Raw genomic sequence first — 15,547 nt, forward strand, 5'->3', positions numbered from 1 at the left:
TGTTCACTACTCATTCCAGAAGTCCTTGCGGCACAGGCCCCGGGCGTCGCAGTGTTCGCAGACGCGCCCTTCGCCGAGCGCGGGCATGGGGTGTCCGGCCGCCACCCGCGAGAGGTCGGCCACCAGACCCTCGCGCAGGCGTTCGCGCGCCTGCAGCACGAATGGCTGCTCGATCAGGTGGGTGGCGCCTTTTTTCCCGCTCGCCGAGCGGCCGTCGGTAATGCTCAGATAGGCCGCGCGGAGGTTCTCGTCGGGCAGCAGTGCCGCGTAGAACGCCAGCTGCGTGTCCTCGAACGGGTGCCTGACCCGGTCTTCGGTTTTCTGCCGGCTTTCGGTCTTGTAGTCGATGACCAGCGGCAACCGGCCCTCCGGGCTGTCCTGGCGGTCGATCCGGTCGAGCTTGCCCCAGAGGCGCCAGGGCGGCAGTTCTGCCGCCAGCTCGGCCTCGGCGCGTTCGAACACGGGGCCGGGACGGCCGGGCTGGGCCTCGTGGCCGGCCAGCCAGTCGAGATAGCCCTCGCGCAGCGCCGGCCAGACCGCCTGGTACGGAAGAAAACCCGCCTCGGTGGCGTCGCCCTGCAGGCCCATGGCGGCCGCCACTTCGTCCCCGATCTGGTCCAGCCGCTGCGCATCGGCCTCGCGGCCCGGGCGCTGGTCGCCGCGCTCCTCGTGAAAAACCTTGAGCACCGCGTGCAGCCAGTTGCCCAGGTCGCGCTGGTCGGGCTCGGCCTCCAGCTCGGACGCATCGCTCACCCGCAGCTGCCGCAGCGCGAAGAAGCGGTAGGGACAGTCGCGCAGGTCCTGGTAAGCGCTGGCCGACAGCCGGGCCGGCACCAGCGCCGGCGCCGACGGCTGGGGTGGCGGCACCGGCGCGGGGTCCAGGCGGCGGCGCAGGTCGTGGCTGCCTGCGGAGGCAGCGACCGATTCACCATCCGGCAGCGCCAGCACCCAGGGGCTGGGCGACAGCGGCTCGCCGTCTTTCTGGCAACGCCAAAGAACGTCGACCGAGGGCGCACAGAGCGCAGCGGTCCAGGCGCCTTGTGCCGCGGCCGACAGCTGCTCCCGCGTCGGCAGCCCCAGCGCCACCCGCTGTGCGGCCGTCCAGGGGCCGGGCAGCTCGGGGCTGGGATCGAGCGTGACCTCGTCACAGCCCGGCATCACCACCGCCGCGAAGCCGCGCCCCAGCAACTGGGCCATCGGCAGGATTGTCACAGGCGCTTCGGCGTCGCTGCGCGGCAGGAAGCTGACGCTCTCCAGCACGCTCCGGACCCAGGCAGAGAACGCCGCAAGACCCATGCGCGGCGCCGTCCGGGCGCCATCGGCCAGCGCCTGCCCGACCTGCCGCAGCTCGGACGAGGCCCCTTCGTTCAAACGCAGCACCTGCAGCACCTGCTGCCCGGCCGGATCGTTGCAGAGCGTGGACCACAGCCCGCATGCCTCCAGTGCGGAGCGCAGATCGTCGAGCCAGCGCTCCAGCGGGCGCGCCGCCTGCAGAGACTCGAGCATCGCCGTGAGCCCCTCGGGCACCAGGGGCGCCAGCGCCGCGTGCCGAAGCACCGCCCGCCAGGATGAGAGACCATGCTCGCGCGCCAGTTGTTCCAGCGCTTCCACGCCGCCGGCCGGCCAGATGCCGCCCTGCTTGAGAAGGTCGAGCACGTCGTCGGTGCGGGCCCGGGGATCCGCGGCTCGCAGCAGGCTCATGAGCCTTGCGGCCGCCTGGGTGGTGGAGAGCTTCCAGCCGGTGTCGTCGCGCAGCGGCACGCCGACCGCGTGCAGCATGGCGCTGATGCGGCGGACCAGCAGGCGGTCGTTGGCCACCAGGGCCAGCGGCACCCGCCCCTCGTTGACGCGGGCGATCACCGTTGCAGCGGCGCGGCGCGCCTCGTCTTCCGGGTCGGTGCAGGCCTGAAGGCACAGCGCACCGTCGTGGGTGCTTTCAGACACGCCCAGCAGCTCTGCCAGCGAGAACACCTCGGAACGCCCGACCCAGTGCGCGGCCAGCGCCTGTCCCAGCGGGTCGTCCTGAAAACCCTGCAGCAGCCAGAGCCGGTCGGCCGCGTGGCCGGGCGCCGCGCGGTCCGACCAGAGCACGTCGGTGGCAAACCCTGCACTGCCCACCCAGGCCAGGGCCAGGGAGGCCACCAGCGCCTCCCACTGCGGGCCGGGCGTCATGGCGGCGCGTTGCCGTTCGGCCCAGGCCGCCCGCTGCCCCGGCGGCACCGCTGCTGCGAGCGGCACCAGCTGGCGGGCCGCATCGACCAGACGCGACACCAGCTCGGCGCGCAGCGCCGGGTCCCGCTGGCCCCTGGCCATGCGGTCGACCAGGGCCTCGGCCACCAGACTGTCTCGCGCCATGTCGCCGCTGAGATCGGTGGGCGCGGGCCACCAGGGCGCCAGCCCGGCCGCCCAGTTGCGGGTGGTCTCGAAACGGGGCGCAAAGCCGGTGGGATGAGACGCGGCCCAGGCCCGACGGGCCGGATCGATCAGCTGGGCATACGGCAGCAGCACCAGCCACCGATCCGGCGAGCCGCCGCCTGAAGCCAGCGCGGCCTCAATGCGGCGCACCACCGCCTGCCATCCGTCAGGGGCGACCGGCATGGGCCCAGGCGCTGTGGGGTGGTCTGGCGCAGGCGTCATCGGTGGGGGGTTTCTGTCACAATGTCTCGGTTCACAGGCTCCCGCTCTTGCAGCTGCCCTGTTTCCGACTTTAACTTCCCCGATCCACGTTCTTCAGGATGAACCATGGCCAGTGAGCTGATCACCCACGTTTCCGATGCAACCTTTCAGGCCGATGTGCTCGACGCCAAAGCCCCTGTGCTGGTCGACTTCTGGGCCGAATGGTGCGGCCCCTGCAAGATGATCGCGCCGATCCTGGACGAAGTGGCCGGCTCCTACAACGGCAAGCTCAAGATCGCCAAGGTCAATGTCGACGAAAACCGGGACATCCCCGCCAAGTTCGGCATCCGCGGCATCCCCACGCTGATGCTGTTCAAGGACGGCCAGCTGGCTGCCACCAAGGTGGGCGCCATGAGCAAGGCCCAGCTGACGGCATTCATCGACCAGCAACTGGCCTGACCGGCCCGGCGCCGGCCACCGCTGCTCCGGGTGCAAGGCCTGGGGTCGGCTCCGGTGGCCGGTTTTTTCCTGTCATAATTCTCGCGTCAGCTGGCCTACCAACGCCCAGCCCCTCCTGACAGCGCCAGTCCGCCATCCGGACATCAGCGCCCCCTCCCCGGTTCTGACAAGACTCCCTTCCGGAGCGATTTCCATGCACCTTAACGAACTCAAGGCACTGCACGTGTCTGAAGTCCTCAAGCAGGCCGAAGCGCTTGAGATCGAAAACACCGGCCGCATGCGCAAGCAGGAGCTGATGTTCGCCATCATCAAGAAGCGCGCCAAGGCCGGCGAACAGGTGAACGCGGACGGCGTGCTGGAAGTGCTGCCCGACGGCTTCGGCTTCCTGCGCAACATGGACACCAGCTTCACGGCGTCCACCGACGACATCTACATCTCCCCCAGCCAGATCCGCCGCTTCAACCTGCACACAGGTGACATGATCGAGGGCGAGGTCCGCATTCCCAAGGACGGCGAGCGCTACTTCGCGCTGAACAAGCTGGATGCCATCAACGGCCTGCCGCCCGAGGCGAACAAGCACAAGGTGATGTTCGAGAACCTGACGCCGCTGTTCCCCAAGCAGCAGATGCGCCTGGAGCGTGACATCAAGACCGACGAGAACATCACCGGCCGCGTCATCGACATCATCTCGCCCATCGGCAAGGGTCAGCGCGCCCTGATCGTCGCACCGCCCAAGAGCGGCAAGACGGTGATGATGCAGCACATCTGCCACGCCATCACTGCCAACCACCCCGAGGTGGAACTGATGGTGCTGCTGGTGGACGAGCGCCCGGAAGAAGTGACCGAAATGCAGCGCACGGTGCGCGGCGACGTGATCGCTTCCACCTTCGACGAGCCGGCCGCCCGCCACGTGCATGTGGCCGAGATGGTCATTGAGCGCGCCAAGCGCTTGGTCGAACTCAAGAAGGACGTGGTGATCCTGCTGGACTCCATCACCCGCCTGGCCCGCGCCTACAACAACGTGCTGCCCAGCTCTGGCAAGGTGCTGACCGGCGGCGTGGACGCCAACGCCCTGCAGCGTCCCAAGCGCTTCTTCGGTGCCGCGCGCAACGTGGAAGAAGGCGGTTCGCTGACCATCATCGCCACCGCCCTGGTCGATACCGGCAGCCGCATGGACGAGGTGATCTTTGAAGAATTCAAGGGCACCGGCAACAGCGAAATCCACCTCGACCGCCGCCTGTACGAAAAGCGCGTCTTCCCCTCGATCCAGCTCAACCGCAGCGGCACCCGCCGCGAAGAACTGCTGCTGGCACCCGAGATCCTGCAGAAGACCCGCATCCTGCGCCAGTTCATGTACAACATGGACGAGATTGAGGCCATGGAGATGGTGCTCAAGAGCATGAAGGCGACGAAGAACAACTCCGAGTTCTTCGACATGATGCGCCGCGGCGGTTAATACCGCAGCAAACATCATATAATTCAAGGCTTTGCAACTTGCGACAAGTACGAGAGAACGGTTCTCCCGCGGCTGCCGCACCTGACCCAAGGAATCGCCATGAAAGAAGGCATTCACCCCAACTACCGCGAAGTCTGCTTCGTGGACCTGTCGAACAACTTCAAGTTCGTGACGCGTTCCTGCGCGAACACCAAGGAAACCATCAAGATGGAAGACGGCCGCGAGCTGCCGCTCTACAAACTTGATACCTCCAGCGAGTCGCACCCCTTCTACACCGGTACCCAGAAGTCGGTGGACAACATGGGTGGCCGCGTCGAGAAGTTCCGCAATCGCTTCGGCAAGAAGTAATCGGACCGATCGACCCTGCGGGCCTGCGCCCGGGAAAGAAAGCAGCCGATCTCCCGGCTGCTTTTTTTTCGCCCTGCGTGCCCCGCGTACCCCTGTATATTCCCCGCCGTGAGTCTTGCCACCCCCGCCATCGTGACCCAGTCGGCCGTGCGCCGCCTGCCGCGCATCGCCTTGCTGCTGCTGGGTCTGGCCTATGTGCTGCCCGGATTTCTGGGGCGGGAGCCCTGGAAAAACCTGGACGTGGCGGCCTTTGGCGCCATGATGGAAATGGCCCGGGGCAGCAGCGGCTGGTGGCAGCCCCAGGTGCTGGGACAGCCAGCCGAGATGGTGGGCCCTCTTCCTTACTGGCTGGGAGCACTGGCCATCCGGTTTTTGCCGTTTCTGCCGCCCGACCTCGCCGTCCGGGTGCCGTTCGGGATGCTGCTGGCACTGACCCTGGTCTGCACCTGGTACGCGACCTACCACCTCGCGCGCCAGGCCAGCGCACAACCCGTGGCCTTTGCCTTCGGTGGCGAGGCGGACCCGATCGACTATGCGCGCGCGATGGCGGATGCGGCGCTGCTGGCGCTGGTGGCCTGCCTGGGCCTGGCCCAGATGTCGCATGAAACCACGCCGGACCTGGCGCGGCTGGCCATGGTCAGTGCGGTGCTCATGGCGGCCACGCGCATGGCGCTGCCGCTCACCCGCCACCCATGGAAAGCCGTGGCCCTGTGGGGTGCGGCCACGCTGGGCCTGGTGCTTAGCGGCGCGCCCTGGATTGCGCTGGCCCTGGGCACCGGTCTGCTGTTGCTGGTGTGGACCAGCCGGTCGGCTCAGGGTGCGGCAGCGCCGCAGGAGCTGAGCTGGGTGGTGGGACTGCTGGCACTGGCCGCCTTGCTTGCTTCGATCACTGAGCAGATCCACTGGCCCCAGGCGCTGTCGCTGCCCGCTTCCATGGCAGACTGGAAGCGCTGGGGCAAGCTGCTGGTGTGGTTCACCTGGCCCGCCTGGCCTCTGGCGCTCTGGACGCTCTGGCGCTGGCGCCACCAGCTGCGCAGCCCACATGTGGCGCTTCCGTTGTGGGCCGCACTGGTGAGTGTTGTCAACAGCGCGATCAACCCGGATTTCGACCGTTCGCTGCTGCTGGCCCTGCCGGCCATGGCTGTACTGGCCGCGTTCGCGCTGCCCACGCTCCGGCGCAGCGTGTCCGCCCTGATCGACTGGTTCACGCTGGTGTTTTTCAGCGGATGCGCTCTGGTGATCTGGGTCATCTGGTTCGCCATGCAGACCGGCGTCCCAGCCAAACCCGCCGCCAACGTCGCCAAGCTGGCCCCCGGGTTCAATCCCGAGTTCTCCTGGCTGCTCCTGCTGCCCGCGCTGCTGGCCACCATCGCCTGGGGCTGGCTGGTGGCGTGGCGCGTGGGACGCCATCGGCAGGCCATCTGGAAGAGCCTGGTGTTGCCAGCCGCTGGCGCCACCCTCTGCTGGCTGCTGCTCATGACGCTGTGGCTGCCGCTGCTGGACTATGGCCGCAGCTATGGGCCGGTGGCGCGCCGCATCGCCACGCTGGTGCCGCCTGGCTCCCCCTGCGTGCTGGTGGACGGGCTTGGCCAGGCGCAGATCGCGTCGCTGCAGTTCCAGGGTGGGCTCAGCTTGCGCCGCACCGGTGACGGGGCCGCAGACGGCTGCCGCATCATGGTGGTGAACCCGGACACCCAGCCGACGCTGGACGAGCGGGTGGCGCTGACCGAATGGGCCTACAAGGCCACGGTGCGGCGCCTCAACGACCGCGAACGGCTGCTGATCTACCAGCGGGTCGGCGGCCCGGCTCGCTAGGTGCCGGTCGCGCGCACACGCGTGGCCGGCAGCGAGATGATGAAGGTGGAGCCGCGCCCGACTGTGCTGCGCACCACCACCTGACCACCGTGGCGCTGCGCCACGTGTTTGACGATGGCCAGCCCCAGACCTGTGCCACCGGTCTCGCGCGAGCGGCTGCGGTCCACGCGGTAGAAGCGCTCGGTGAGGCGTGGCAGGTGCTCGGCCTCGATCCCCGGTCCCGTGTCTTCCACAAAGAACTCCCCCGCCCCCTCATCGACAAGGCGCCAGCCGGCCCGGATGCTCCCCCCCGGCGGCGTGTAGCGGACCGCATTGCTCAGGAGGTTGGACATGGCGCTGAGCAGTTCGTTGCGGCTACCGGCCACCTGCAGCTCCGACCCGGGCACCACCTCGATCTGATGCACCGGATCGGCGATCACGGCGGACAAGCCCTGCGCCTCCAGCACCGCCTGGCGCAGCAGCTCGGAAACATCGACCCACTCACCGGTGCCTGGCACGGGACTGCCTTCCAGGCGGGACAGCGTCAGCAAGTCGCTCACCAGCGTCTGCATGCGCTGGGCCTGCTGGCCCATGAGCCCCAGGAAGCGCTGGCGGTCGGCCTCCTCCAGCGGCAGGCTCTGCATGGTCTCCACAAAGCCGCTGAGCACCGTCAGAGGCGTGCGGATTTCATGCGAGACGTTGGCCACAAAATCCCGGCGCATCGAGTCGGCCAGCTGCACCGCCGTGACATCGCGCGTGAGCATCAACTGCCGCTGGTCACCATAGGGGTGGATCTGCAGCGAGATCTTTCTGGGCTGGGTCGGACGCTGGCCGGGACCATCGACCTCGATCTCGGCACCGAAGTTGCCTGCGTCCATGTAGGCGTTGAAGCTCGGATGCCGCACGAGGTTGCGCACGTACTGCCCGATGTCTCGCTGCGGATCGATGCCCAGGTGCTGCGCCGCCGTCAGGTTGCACCACTCGATGCGCGCCATGCTGTCGAGCAGCACGACGCCGTTAGGTGAGGCCTGGATCGCGGCCAGAAAATCCTCCAGCCGCTCGTCGCTGCCATGGGCCTTCTGTTCGAGGGCGCGGAACCGCTTGCGCGTGCGCTCCAGCAGCTCACCCCAGAGCCCGGAGAGCCTGGGGATGTGAATGTCGTCGGCCCGGCTCAGCCAGCGCAGCAGCTGCGCAGCGCGCACGCTGTCCCAGGCCAGCCAGAGCATGGCCCCCAGGCCCGCCCCCGCCAGCGTCCAGGTCACCGAGCCTCTGGTCCAGCCCCACGCGCCAGCCGCTGCCACCAGCAGCATCAGCCCAAACGCCCGCCCGATCATGCTGCGCTGTCGCCGCTTCCCTGCCCGACAGCCACGCGGGACGTGAGGCGGTAGCCCGCGCCGCGCACCGTTTCCACCATGCCGGCAGCGTCGCCCAGGGATTCCCTCAACCGCTTGACGTGTACGTCCACGGTGCGCTCCTCGATGAAGACATGGTCGCCCCATATCTTGTCGAGCAGGGTACCACGCGTGTGCACGCGCTCCGGGTGCTTCATCAGGTAGTGCAGCAGCTTGAATTCGGTCGGTCCGAGCTTGAGCTCGACCTCGCGGAAGCTCACGCGGTAGGTGGCCGCGTCCAGCGACAGCTCGCCCACCTGCACCGAGTCGTTGACGATCTCGGGGGCACGGCGGCGCAGCACGGCGCGGATGCGCGCCAGCAGTTCCTGGGTGGAAAACGGCTTGGTGATGTAGTCGTCGGCACCGGCGTCCAGGCCCTGCACCTTGTCCGACTCGTCGCTGCGGGCCGTCAGCATCAGGATGGGCACGGTCTTGGTGCGCTCCTGGCGGCGCCAGGTGCGGGCCAGGGCAGCGCCGCTCTCGCCGGGCAGCATCCAGTCCAGCAGGATCACGTCGGGCAGAACCGCGTCGATCTCGCGGCGAGCCGACTCACCGTCGAACACCACCGTGGGTGCAAAACCGTTGTGGCGCAGGTTGACCGCGATCAGCTCGGCGATCGCCGGCTCATCCTCGACCACCAGCACGCGGGGAAGTTTTTTCATCCGACCACCGACTGCACTTTGTCCATCGAGCTGTGGCGCACGTCCTCGCCCTTGACAACGAAGATGATCTGCTCGGCGATGTTCTTGGCGTGGTCGCCCACACGCTCCAGCGACTTGGCCAGGAACAGCAGGTCCAGGCTGGGCGAGATGGTGCGCGGGTCTTCCATCATGTACGTGATGAGCTTGCGCAGGAAGCCGTTGTACTCGCCGTCGATGGCGTCGTCCTCCTTGATGATGGCCAGCGCCATGTTGGTGTCCAGCCGCGCGAACGAGTCCAGCGTCTTGCGAAGCATGCCGGCGGCCAGGTCGGCGGCCAGCCGCAGCTCGGAAATCGGCAGCGAGCGCGGCGAGCCGCTTTCGATGATCGACTTCACCATGCGGGCCACGCGGGCGATCTCGTCGCCGGCGCGCTCCAGGTTCTGGGTAGTGCGCGAGATGGCCATCAGGAAGCGCAGGTCGCGCGCGGTGGGCTGGCGGCGGCCGATGGTGGAGATGATCTCGTGGTCGATGTTCATCTCCATCTGGTTGATCCGGTTCTCGGTCTCGATCACCTGCTCGGCCGTCTCCTGGCTCAGATGGACCAGGGCGTAGACCGCCTGGTGCAGCTGAGATTCGACCAGCCCGCCCATCTCCAGCACGTGGGTGGAAATGGAATTGAGCTCGGCGTCGAACTGGCTGGAAATGTGTTTGTCACCCATGGTGGTCTCCCTGATCAGCCGAAGCGGCCGGTGATGTAGTCCTCGGTCTCGGTGCGCGTGGGCTTGAAGAAGATCTGCTCGGTGGAGCCGAACTCGATCAGCTCGCCCAGGTACATGTAGGCCGTGAAGTCGCTGCAGCGTGCGGCCTGCTGCATGTTGTGCGTGACGATGGCAATCGTGTAGTCCTTCTTGAGCTCGTGCACCAGCTCTTCCACCTTGCCGGTGGAGATCGGGTCCAGCGCCGAGGTCGGCTCGTCCAGCAGCAGCACCGAGGGCTTGACCGCCACGCTGCGGGCGATGCACAGGCGCTGCTGCTGACCGCCGGAGAGCGACAGGCCGCTCTGGTGCAGCTTGTCCTTCACCTCGTTCCACAGCGCTGCCTTGCTCAGGGCCCACTCCACGCGGTCGTCCATCTCGCTGTTCGAGAGGCTTTCGTAGAGGCGCACACCGAAGGCGATGTTGTCGTAGATCGACATCGGGAACGGCGTCGGCTTCTGGAACACCATGCCGATGCGCGCGCGCAGCAGGTTCAGATCCTGCTTCGGGTCGAGGATGTTGTCGCCGTAGAAGTTGATCTGGCCTTCGGCGCGCTGGCCGGGGTAGAGGCTGTACATGCGGTTGAGCGTGCGCAGCAGCGTGGACTTGCCGCAGCCCGACGGGCCGATGAAGGCGGTGACCTTCTTCTCGGCGATGTTCATGGTCACGTTCTTCAGACCCTGGAACTTGCCGTAGAAAAAGTTGAGATTGCGCACCTCGAGCGCGTTGCGCTGTTCGACGGCGGCGGGAGCGATGGCGGTGGCGGTCATGTGGGTGGTTTCCGTGTGGGTGGCGCCTGGCTCAGGCAGGAGTCTTGTTCCGGAAGAAGACGCGGGCAACGATGTTCAGGATGAGGACGGCCAGGGTGATCAGCAGCGCGCCGCCCCAGGCCAGACGGATCCAGTTGTCGTAAGGGCTCATGGCGAACTGGAAGATCACGACCGGCAGGTTGGCCATGGGCTTGCTCATGTCGGCGTTGAAGAACTGGTTGTTCAGCGCAGTGAACAGCAGCGGTGCGGTCTCGCCGCTGATGCGGGCCACGGCCAGCAGCAGGCCGGTCATCACACCGCTCTTGGCGGCGCGCAGCGTGACCATGGAGGCCACCTTCCAGCGCGGCGCGCCCAGGGCGAACGCCGCCTCGCGCAGGCTGCCCGGCACCAGTCGCAGCATGTTCTCGGTGGTGCGCACGATCACCGGCACCGCGATCAGCGACAGCGCCAGCGTGCCGGCCCAGCCGGAGAAACCGCCGACCGTGGCCACCGCGATGGCGTAGACGAACAGGCCCAGCACGATCGAGGGGGCCGACAGCATGATGTCGGTGACGAAGCGGGTCAGCTCGGCCGTCTTGCTGGTGTCGCCGTACTCGGCCAGGTAGACGCCGGCAAAGATGCCGATGGGCGTGGCGAACAGCACGGTGGCGCCCACCATCAGCAGGCTGCCGACGATGGCGTTGCGCAGGCCGCCGCCTTCCGAACCCGGCGCCGGCGTGTCCTGGGTGAACATGTTCAGGTCCAGCGCAGCCAGGCCGTTGGACAGCAGCACGTACAGGATCCACAGCAGCACCGCCAGGCCCAGCACCATGGAGCCCATGGACAGGGTCAACCCGACGGCGTTGGAGAGCTTGCGGCGCTGGTAGAGGGTTTTGTTGAAATCGGTCATGTCAGAGTCCCTTGGCCTTTTCGCCGCGCACGATCATCCACTTGGCCAAGGCCAGCACGATGAAGGTGATGACAAACAGCAGGAAGCCCAGCGCGAACAGGGCCGAGATGTGGAAGTCGGCGGCTTCGCCGAATTCGTTGGCCAGGGTCGAGGCGATCGAGGTGCCCGGCGAGAACAGCGAGCTCGGCATGCGGTTGGCGTTGCCGATCACGAAGGTGACGGCCATGGTCTCGCCCAGCGCGCGGCCCAGGCCCAGCATCACGCCACCGATCACGCCCTTCTGCGTGTAGGGCAGCACCACGCGCCGCACCACTTCCCAGGTCGTGCAACCCAGGCCGTAGGCCGACTCGCGCAGGATGGGCGGCACGATCTCGAACACGTCGCGCATCACCGCGGCGACGAAGGGCAGCACCATGAAGGCCAGCACGATGCCGGCGGCCAGGATGCCCATACCGTTGGTGGAACCACCGAACAGGAAGCCGATCAGGGGCATGCCGCTCATGAGCTTCTGCACCGGCACCTGGAAGTAGTCGGCGAACAGCGGTGCGAACACGAACAGGCCGAACATGCCGTAGATGATGGACGGCACGGCGGCCAGCAGCTCGATGGACGTGCCCAGCGGGCGGCGCAGCCAGGGCGGGCAGGTTTCGGTCAGGAACAGCGCGATGCCGAAGGCCAGCGGCACCGCGATCAGCAGCGCGATGCCGGCGCTGGCCAGGGTGCCGACGATGGCGATCGCGGCACCGAATTCTTCGTTGATGATGTCCCACTCGACGTACCAGATGAACCGGGCGCCGAACTTCTGCAGGACGGGCAGCGCATTGATGAACAGCGAGACGATGATGCCCAGAAGGGCGAACAGCACCAGCAGCGAGAACAGCTGGGTGATGCGGTGAAAAAGGGCATCCTGCAACCGCTGCTTGCGCGCGATCGACAGCATGCGGGAGTTGGCTGGCGCTGCAGCCTCGGATGGCGACGTCATGGTGATGCCCACGCTCATGATGGGGTCCCCTTCAGGTGCTTTCATACCGTTGAAAGGCCCGGGAACCGGTGCAAAGTGTGCACCAGAGCCCGGGCCACGGGTGCCGGTCTTACTTGGCGACCTGGTTCCAGACCTTGCTGCGGATCTGGGCGGTCAGGGCATCGGGCAGCGGCACATAGTCCAGTTCGGTGGCCAGGGTCTTGCCCTTGCTGAAGGCCCAGTCGAAGAACTTCAGGGCTTCGGCCGACGCGACCTTGTCGGCCGGGTTCTTGTACATCAGGATGAACGAGGCGGTGGACACGGGCCAGGCATTGTCGCCCTTGGCGTTGACCATGGAGATGCCCATGCCCGGCACGCTGAACCAGTCGGCGCTGGCGGCGGCGGCTGCGAAGGTCGCGTCGTCGGGGCTGACGTACTTGCCGTTGGCGTTCTGCAGCTGCATGAAGTTCATCTTGTTCTTCTTCACGTAGGCGTATTCCACGTAGCCGACCGCACCCTTGATGCGGTTGACGTTGGCGGCCACGCCTTCGTTGCCCTTGCCACCGACAGACGAAGCGGCCGGCCACTTGACGGCGGCACCCTTGCCCACGGAATCGGCCCACTCCTTGCTGACGGCGCTGAGGTAGTCGGTCCAGTTGAAGGTGGTGCCCGAACCGTCGGCGCGGTGCACCACGGTGATGTTCTCTTCCGGCAGCTTCTTGCCGGGGTTCAGGGCGACCAGCTTGGGGTCGTTCCACTTGGCGATCTTGCCCATGAACATTTCGGCCAGCACGGGGCCGGTCACGCGCAGTTCGCCAGGCTGGAAGCCTTCCAGGTTGATCACGGGCACGGTGCCGCCGATGATGGCCGGAAACTGAATCATGCCGTCCTTGTCCAGCTCTTCACCCTTGACCGGCGCGTCGGTGGCACCGAAGGTCACGGTCTTGGCGCGGATCTGCTTGATGCCGCCGGAGGAACCGATGGACTGGTAGTTCAGGCCGGTGCCGGTTTCCTTCTTGTAGGCCTCGGCCCACTTGGCATAGACCGGGAACGGGAAGGTGGCGCCCGCGCCTGTGATGTCGGCGGCAAAGGCCGGGGCAATCGCCATGGTGGCCAGGGCGGCAGCGGCGACGGTCTTCAGAAGGGAACGTTTGGTGATCATTCGGGTCCTCACGGGTTGGTGAAAAGGTTCACAACCCGGGACTCTAGGCACCCACCGTGACAGCTCTGTGACAAAACGGCGATGTCATATGACAGCCGTCAGAAAAGGCGGGCCATGTCCTGCACGTCTTCCGCAAACATCTGGCCTCTTTCGGCCAGCAGCAGGCGGCCGTCCGCCCCCGCCAGCAGCGTCACCGGCAGGCCCTTGGGCTTGGGGAATGCCTGGCGCCAGGCCGGGGAGGCCCAGGCGGCCGGGAATCCGTAGCCTTTCTTCTTAAGATACTCCGCCGCATCGGCCGGCTTCCGGTCGATCGACAGGGCCAGCATCTGCAGGCCGCGCCCCTGCTGCGCCTTCCAGAAGGCGTCCATCTCCGGGCTCTGCAGGGCGCAGAACGGACAGATGCTGGACCACCAGTACACCAGCAGCGGCTTGCCGCGCGCCTGCGCGGGGTCGAAACGCCCGCCACCAATGAGGTCGACCGGCGGCACCGCGAGGGTGCTGCCCAGTGCTGGCAGCGGCGGCGCCTTGGCTTCTTCGGCGGCAGCCGACACCGGCTGACCCAGGACGGGTCTCACCAGCCCGCCAGCGACCAGGGTCATCGCCGCGCCCAGCCACTGGCGACGGCCGGAAGAGGTTTTGAAGCGGGTGCGCGGGTTCATGTGGGCGGGTCCGGACAGGAAATGGGACGGGCGTGCGAAGAACGCAGCATACGCAGCCCGGGCCACGGCTTCAAGCCGGACGGCGCGGTCCATGCGTCACAATCGGCCCACTTTCGTCAGCGCCTGCCCCATGCAAAACGGTACCCTGCTCGCCGCCATCGACCTTGGCTCCAACAGCTTCCGCCTCGAAATCGGGCGCCTCCAGGCGGGCCACATCGAGCGCATCGAGTACCTCAAGGAAACCGTGCGCCAGGGCAACGGGCTGGACGACAACAAGATGCTCAGCCCGGCGGCCATGCAGCGCGGCTGGGACTGCCTGGCCCGCTTCGCCGAGCGCCTGCACGGCTTTCGCAAGCAGCAGGTGCGCGCGGTGGCCACCCAGACCCTGCGCGAGGCGCGCAACCGGGACGACTTCCTGCAAAAGGCGCAGGCCATCCTCGGTTTCGGCATCGAAGTGATCTCGGGCCAGGAGGAGGCGCGGCTGATCTACCAGGGCGTCTCCCACCTGCTGCCGCAGTCGGACGAGCGGCGGCTGGTGGTGGACATCGGTGGCCGCTCCACCGAACTGATCATCGGCCAGGGCTACACCGCCCGCCAGATGGAGTCGTACCGGCTGGGCAGCGTGGCCTGGTCCACGCGCTACTTTCCCAAGGGACAGTTCACCGCCGACGCCTTCCGCACGGCCGAGATCGCGGCCAAGGCGGTGCTCGACCAGGCGCTGGACAGCTTTCCGCCGTCGCTGTGGTCGGTCGCCTACGGCTCCTCGGGCACGGTGGGCGCAGTGGCCGACGTACTGGCCGCCAACGGCCGGCCGGCCGGCGTGGTCACGCGCGACGGCCTGGACTGGCTGGTCGAGCGCCTGATCAAGGCCGGGAGCGCCGACCAGCTGCGAATGGAAGGCATGAAGGACGACCGCCGGCCGGTGATCGGCGGCGGCGTGAGTGTGCTGCGCGCCGTGTTCGACCTGTTCGGTATCCAGGAGATGATTCCCGCCCAGGGTGCGCTGCGCCACGGCGCCCTCTACGACCTGATCGACCGCGACACCGGGGGCGGCGACGTGCGCGAGCGCACGGTGCGCTGGCTCAGCGAGCGCTTTTCGGTGGACGCCGCGCAGGCGCAACGGGTGAGCGAGGTGGCCACCGCCCTCTTCGCCCAGGTCGCCGCCGGCGAGGCCAACGAGCGCTTCTCGCAGAAGCTGGCCTGGGCGGCGCGGCTGCACGAGATCGGCACCCACATTTCGCACGACCGCTCCTACCACCACGGCGCCTACATCCTGGACAACGTGGACGCCTCGGGCTTCTCGTTCCCCGAACTGCACCGCATGAGCCAGCTGGTGCTGGGTCAGCGGGGCAAGCTGCGCAAGCTGGAGGAACCCCTGCAGGACGAGCTGTTCGCCAAACAGCTGCTGTGCCTGCGGCTGGCGGTCATCCTGTGCCACGCGCGCCGGATGCCCGAACACGAGACCCTGAAGCTGGGCTACAAGCCCGGTGCGTTCCGGCTGGTGACACCCGAGGGATGGGCCCGGCGTTTCCCGCAGTCGGCCTGGTTGCTCGGCGAGGAGTTGCTGGCCTGGCAGAAAACAAACTGGAAATTCTCCGCCGACATCCGTTGAAAGCGGCACGGCGACGTGTGTTCCGCGCCACATC

The 15,547-nt window shown here is 67.3% G+C and carries 14 protein-coding genes; 5 read left to right on the forward strand and 9 right to left on the reverse strand.

Annotated features, from left to right (window positions below; all coding sequences use genetic code 11):
• Positions 1-6: 6 nt before the first annotated feature.
• Positions 7-2,598: a PD-(D/E)XK nuclease family protein gene (locus HPS01S_RS22345; protein WP_066151297.1), complete on the reverse strand. Its 2,592-nt coding sequence runs from the start codon at positions 2,596-2,598 to the stop codon at positions 7-9.
• A gap of 144 nt (positions 2,599-2,742) precedes the next feature.
• Here HPS01S_RS22345 and trxA point away from each other — a divergent pair, with 144 nt between their 5' ends.
• The 4 genes from trxA to HPS01S_RS03490 all read left to right on the forward strand — a co-directional run bounded on the left by trxA (position 2,743) and on the right by HPS01S_RS03490 (position 6,694).
• A complete protein-coding gene (gene trxA / locus HPS01S_RS03475; protein ID WP_066151299.1) occupies positions 2,743-3,075 on the forward strand; it encodes a thioredoxin TrxA in 333 nt (110 codons plus the stop codon).
• Positions 3,076-3,268: 193 nt separating this feature from the next.
• Complete coding sequence (gene rho / locus HPS01S_RS03480) at positions 3,269-4,531, forward strand: transcription termination factor Rho (RefSeq protein ID WP_066151301.1); 1,263 nt, start codon at positions 3,269-3,271, stop codon at positions 4,529-4,531.
• A gap of 99 nt (positions 4,532-4,630) precedes the next feature.
• Positions 4,631-4,879 carry a type B 50S ribosomal protein L31 gene (locus tag HPS01S_RS03485; RefSeq protein ID WP_066151302.1) on the forward strand — a complete coding sequence of 83 codons (249 nt, stop codon included), beginning with the start codon at positions 4,631-4,633 and terminating at the stop codon, positions 4,877-4,879.
• Positions 4,880-4,987: 108 nt separating this feature from the next.
• Positions 4,988-6,694: a hypothetical protein gene (locus tag HPS01S_RS03490; protein WP_066151304.1), complete on the forward strand. Its 1,707-nt coding sequence runs from the start codon at positions 4,988-4,990 to the stop codon at positions 6,692-6,694.
• Here HPS01S_RS03490 and phoR read toward each other — a convergent pair.
• The 8 genes from phoR to HPS01S_RS03530 form a co-directional block, all read right to left on the reverse strand.
• Entirely contained in the window at positions 6,691-7,983 is a 1,293-nt protein-coding gene (gene phoR / locus HPS01S_RS03495) for a phosphate regulon sensor histidine kinase PhoR (RefSeq protein ID WP_157576065.1), read from the reverse strand. The two genes, HPS01S_RS03490 and phoR, sit on opposite strands and share 4 nt — an antisense overlap.
• A gap of 20 nt (positions 7,984-8,003) precedes the next feature.
• A complete protein-coding gene (gene phoB, locus HPS01S_RS03500; RefSeq protein WP_066151305.1) occupies positions 8,004-8,726 on the reverse strand; it encodes a phosphate regulon transcriptional regulator PhoB in 723 nt (240 codons plus the stop codon).
• Positions 8,723-9,424 (reverse strand): phosphate signaling complex protein PhoU, encoded by a 702-nt coding sequence (phoU, locus tag HPS01S_RS03505; RefSeq protein ID WP_066151307.1) that lies wholly within the window; start codon positions 9,422-9,424, stop codon positions 8,723-8,725. The genes phoB and phoU overlap by 4 nt, the downstream gene beginning before the upstream one ends.
• 14 nt (positions 9,425-9,438) lie before the next feature.
• A complete protein-coding gene (gene pstB, locus HPS01S_RS03510) occupies positions 9,439-10,230 on the reverse strand; it encodes a phosphate ABC transporter ATP-binding protein PstB (RefSeq protein ID WP_066151309.1) in 792 nt (263 codons plus the stop codon).
• A gap of 31 nt (positions 10,231-10,261) precedes the next feature.
• Entirely contained in the window at positions 10,262-11,119 is an 858-nt protein-coding gene (gene pstA, locus HPS01S_RS03515) for a phosphate ABC transporter permease PstA (protein ID WP_066151311.1), read from the reverse strand.
• Between the two features lies 1 nt (position 11,120).
• The gene (gene pstC / locus HPS01S_RS03520) at positions 11,121-12,119 is read right to left on the reverse strand and encodes a phosphate ABC transporter permease subunit PstC (RefSeq protein ID WP_066151312.1); all 999 of its coding nucleotides are present in this window, start codon (positions 12,117-12,119) and stop codon (positions 11,121-11,123) included.
• Between the two features lie 91 nt (positions 12,120-12,210).
• Positions 12,211-13,242 carry a phosphate ABC transporter substrate-binding protein PstS gene (gene pstS / locus HPS01S_RS03525; RefSeq protein WP_066151313.1) on the reverse strand — a complete coding sequence of 344 codons (1,032 nt, stop codon included), beginning with the start codon at positions 13,240-13,242 and terminating at the stop codon, positions 12,211-12,213.
• A 98-nt stretch (positions 13,243-13,340) separates the two neighbouring features.
• On the reverse strand, positions 13,341-13,901 hold the full coding sequence (locus HPS01S_RS03530; protein WP_255284144.1) for a TlpA disulfide reductase family protein: 561 nt from the start codon (positions 13,899-13,901) through the stop codon (positions 13,341-13,343).
• A 130-nt stretch (positions 13,902-14,031) separates the two neighbouring features.
• Here HPS01S_RS03530 and ppx point away from each other — a divergent pair, with 130 nt between their 5' ends.
• Positions 14,032-15,513, forward strand: a complete 1,482-nt coding sequence (ppx, locus tag HPS01S_RS03535; RefSeq protein ID WP_066151315.1) for an exopolyphosphatase — start codon at positions 14,032-14,034, stop codon at positions 15,511-15,513.
• The last annotated feature ends 34 nt before the right edge of the window (positions 15,514-15,547 follow it).

Origin of the sequence: Hydrogenophaga pseudoflava NBRC 102511, assembly GCF_001592285.1 — a bacterium.
GTDB lineage: Bacteria > Pseudomonadota > Gammaproteobacteria > Burkholderiales > Burkholderiaceae_C > Hydrogenophaga > Hydrogenophaga pseudoflava.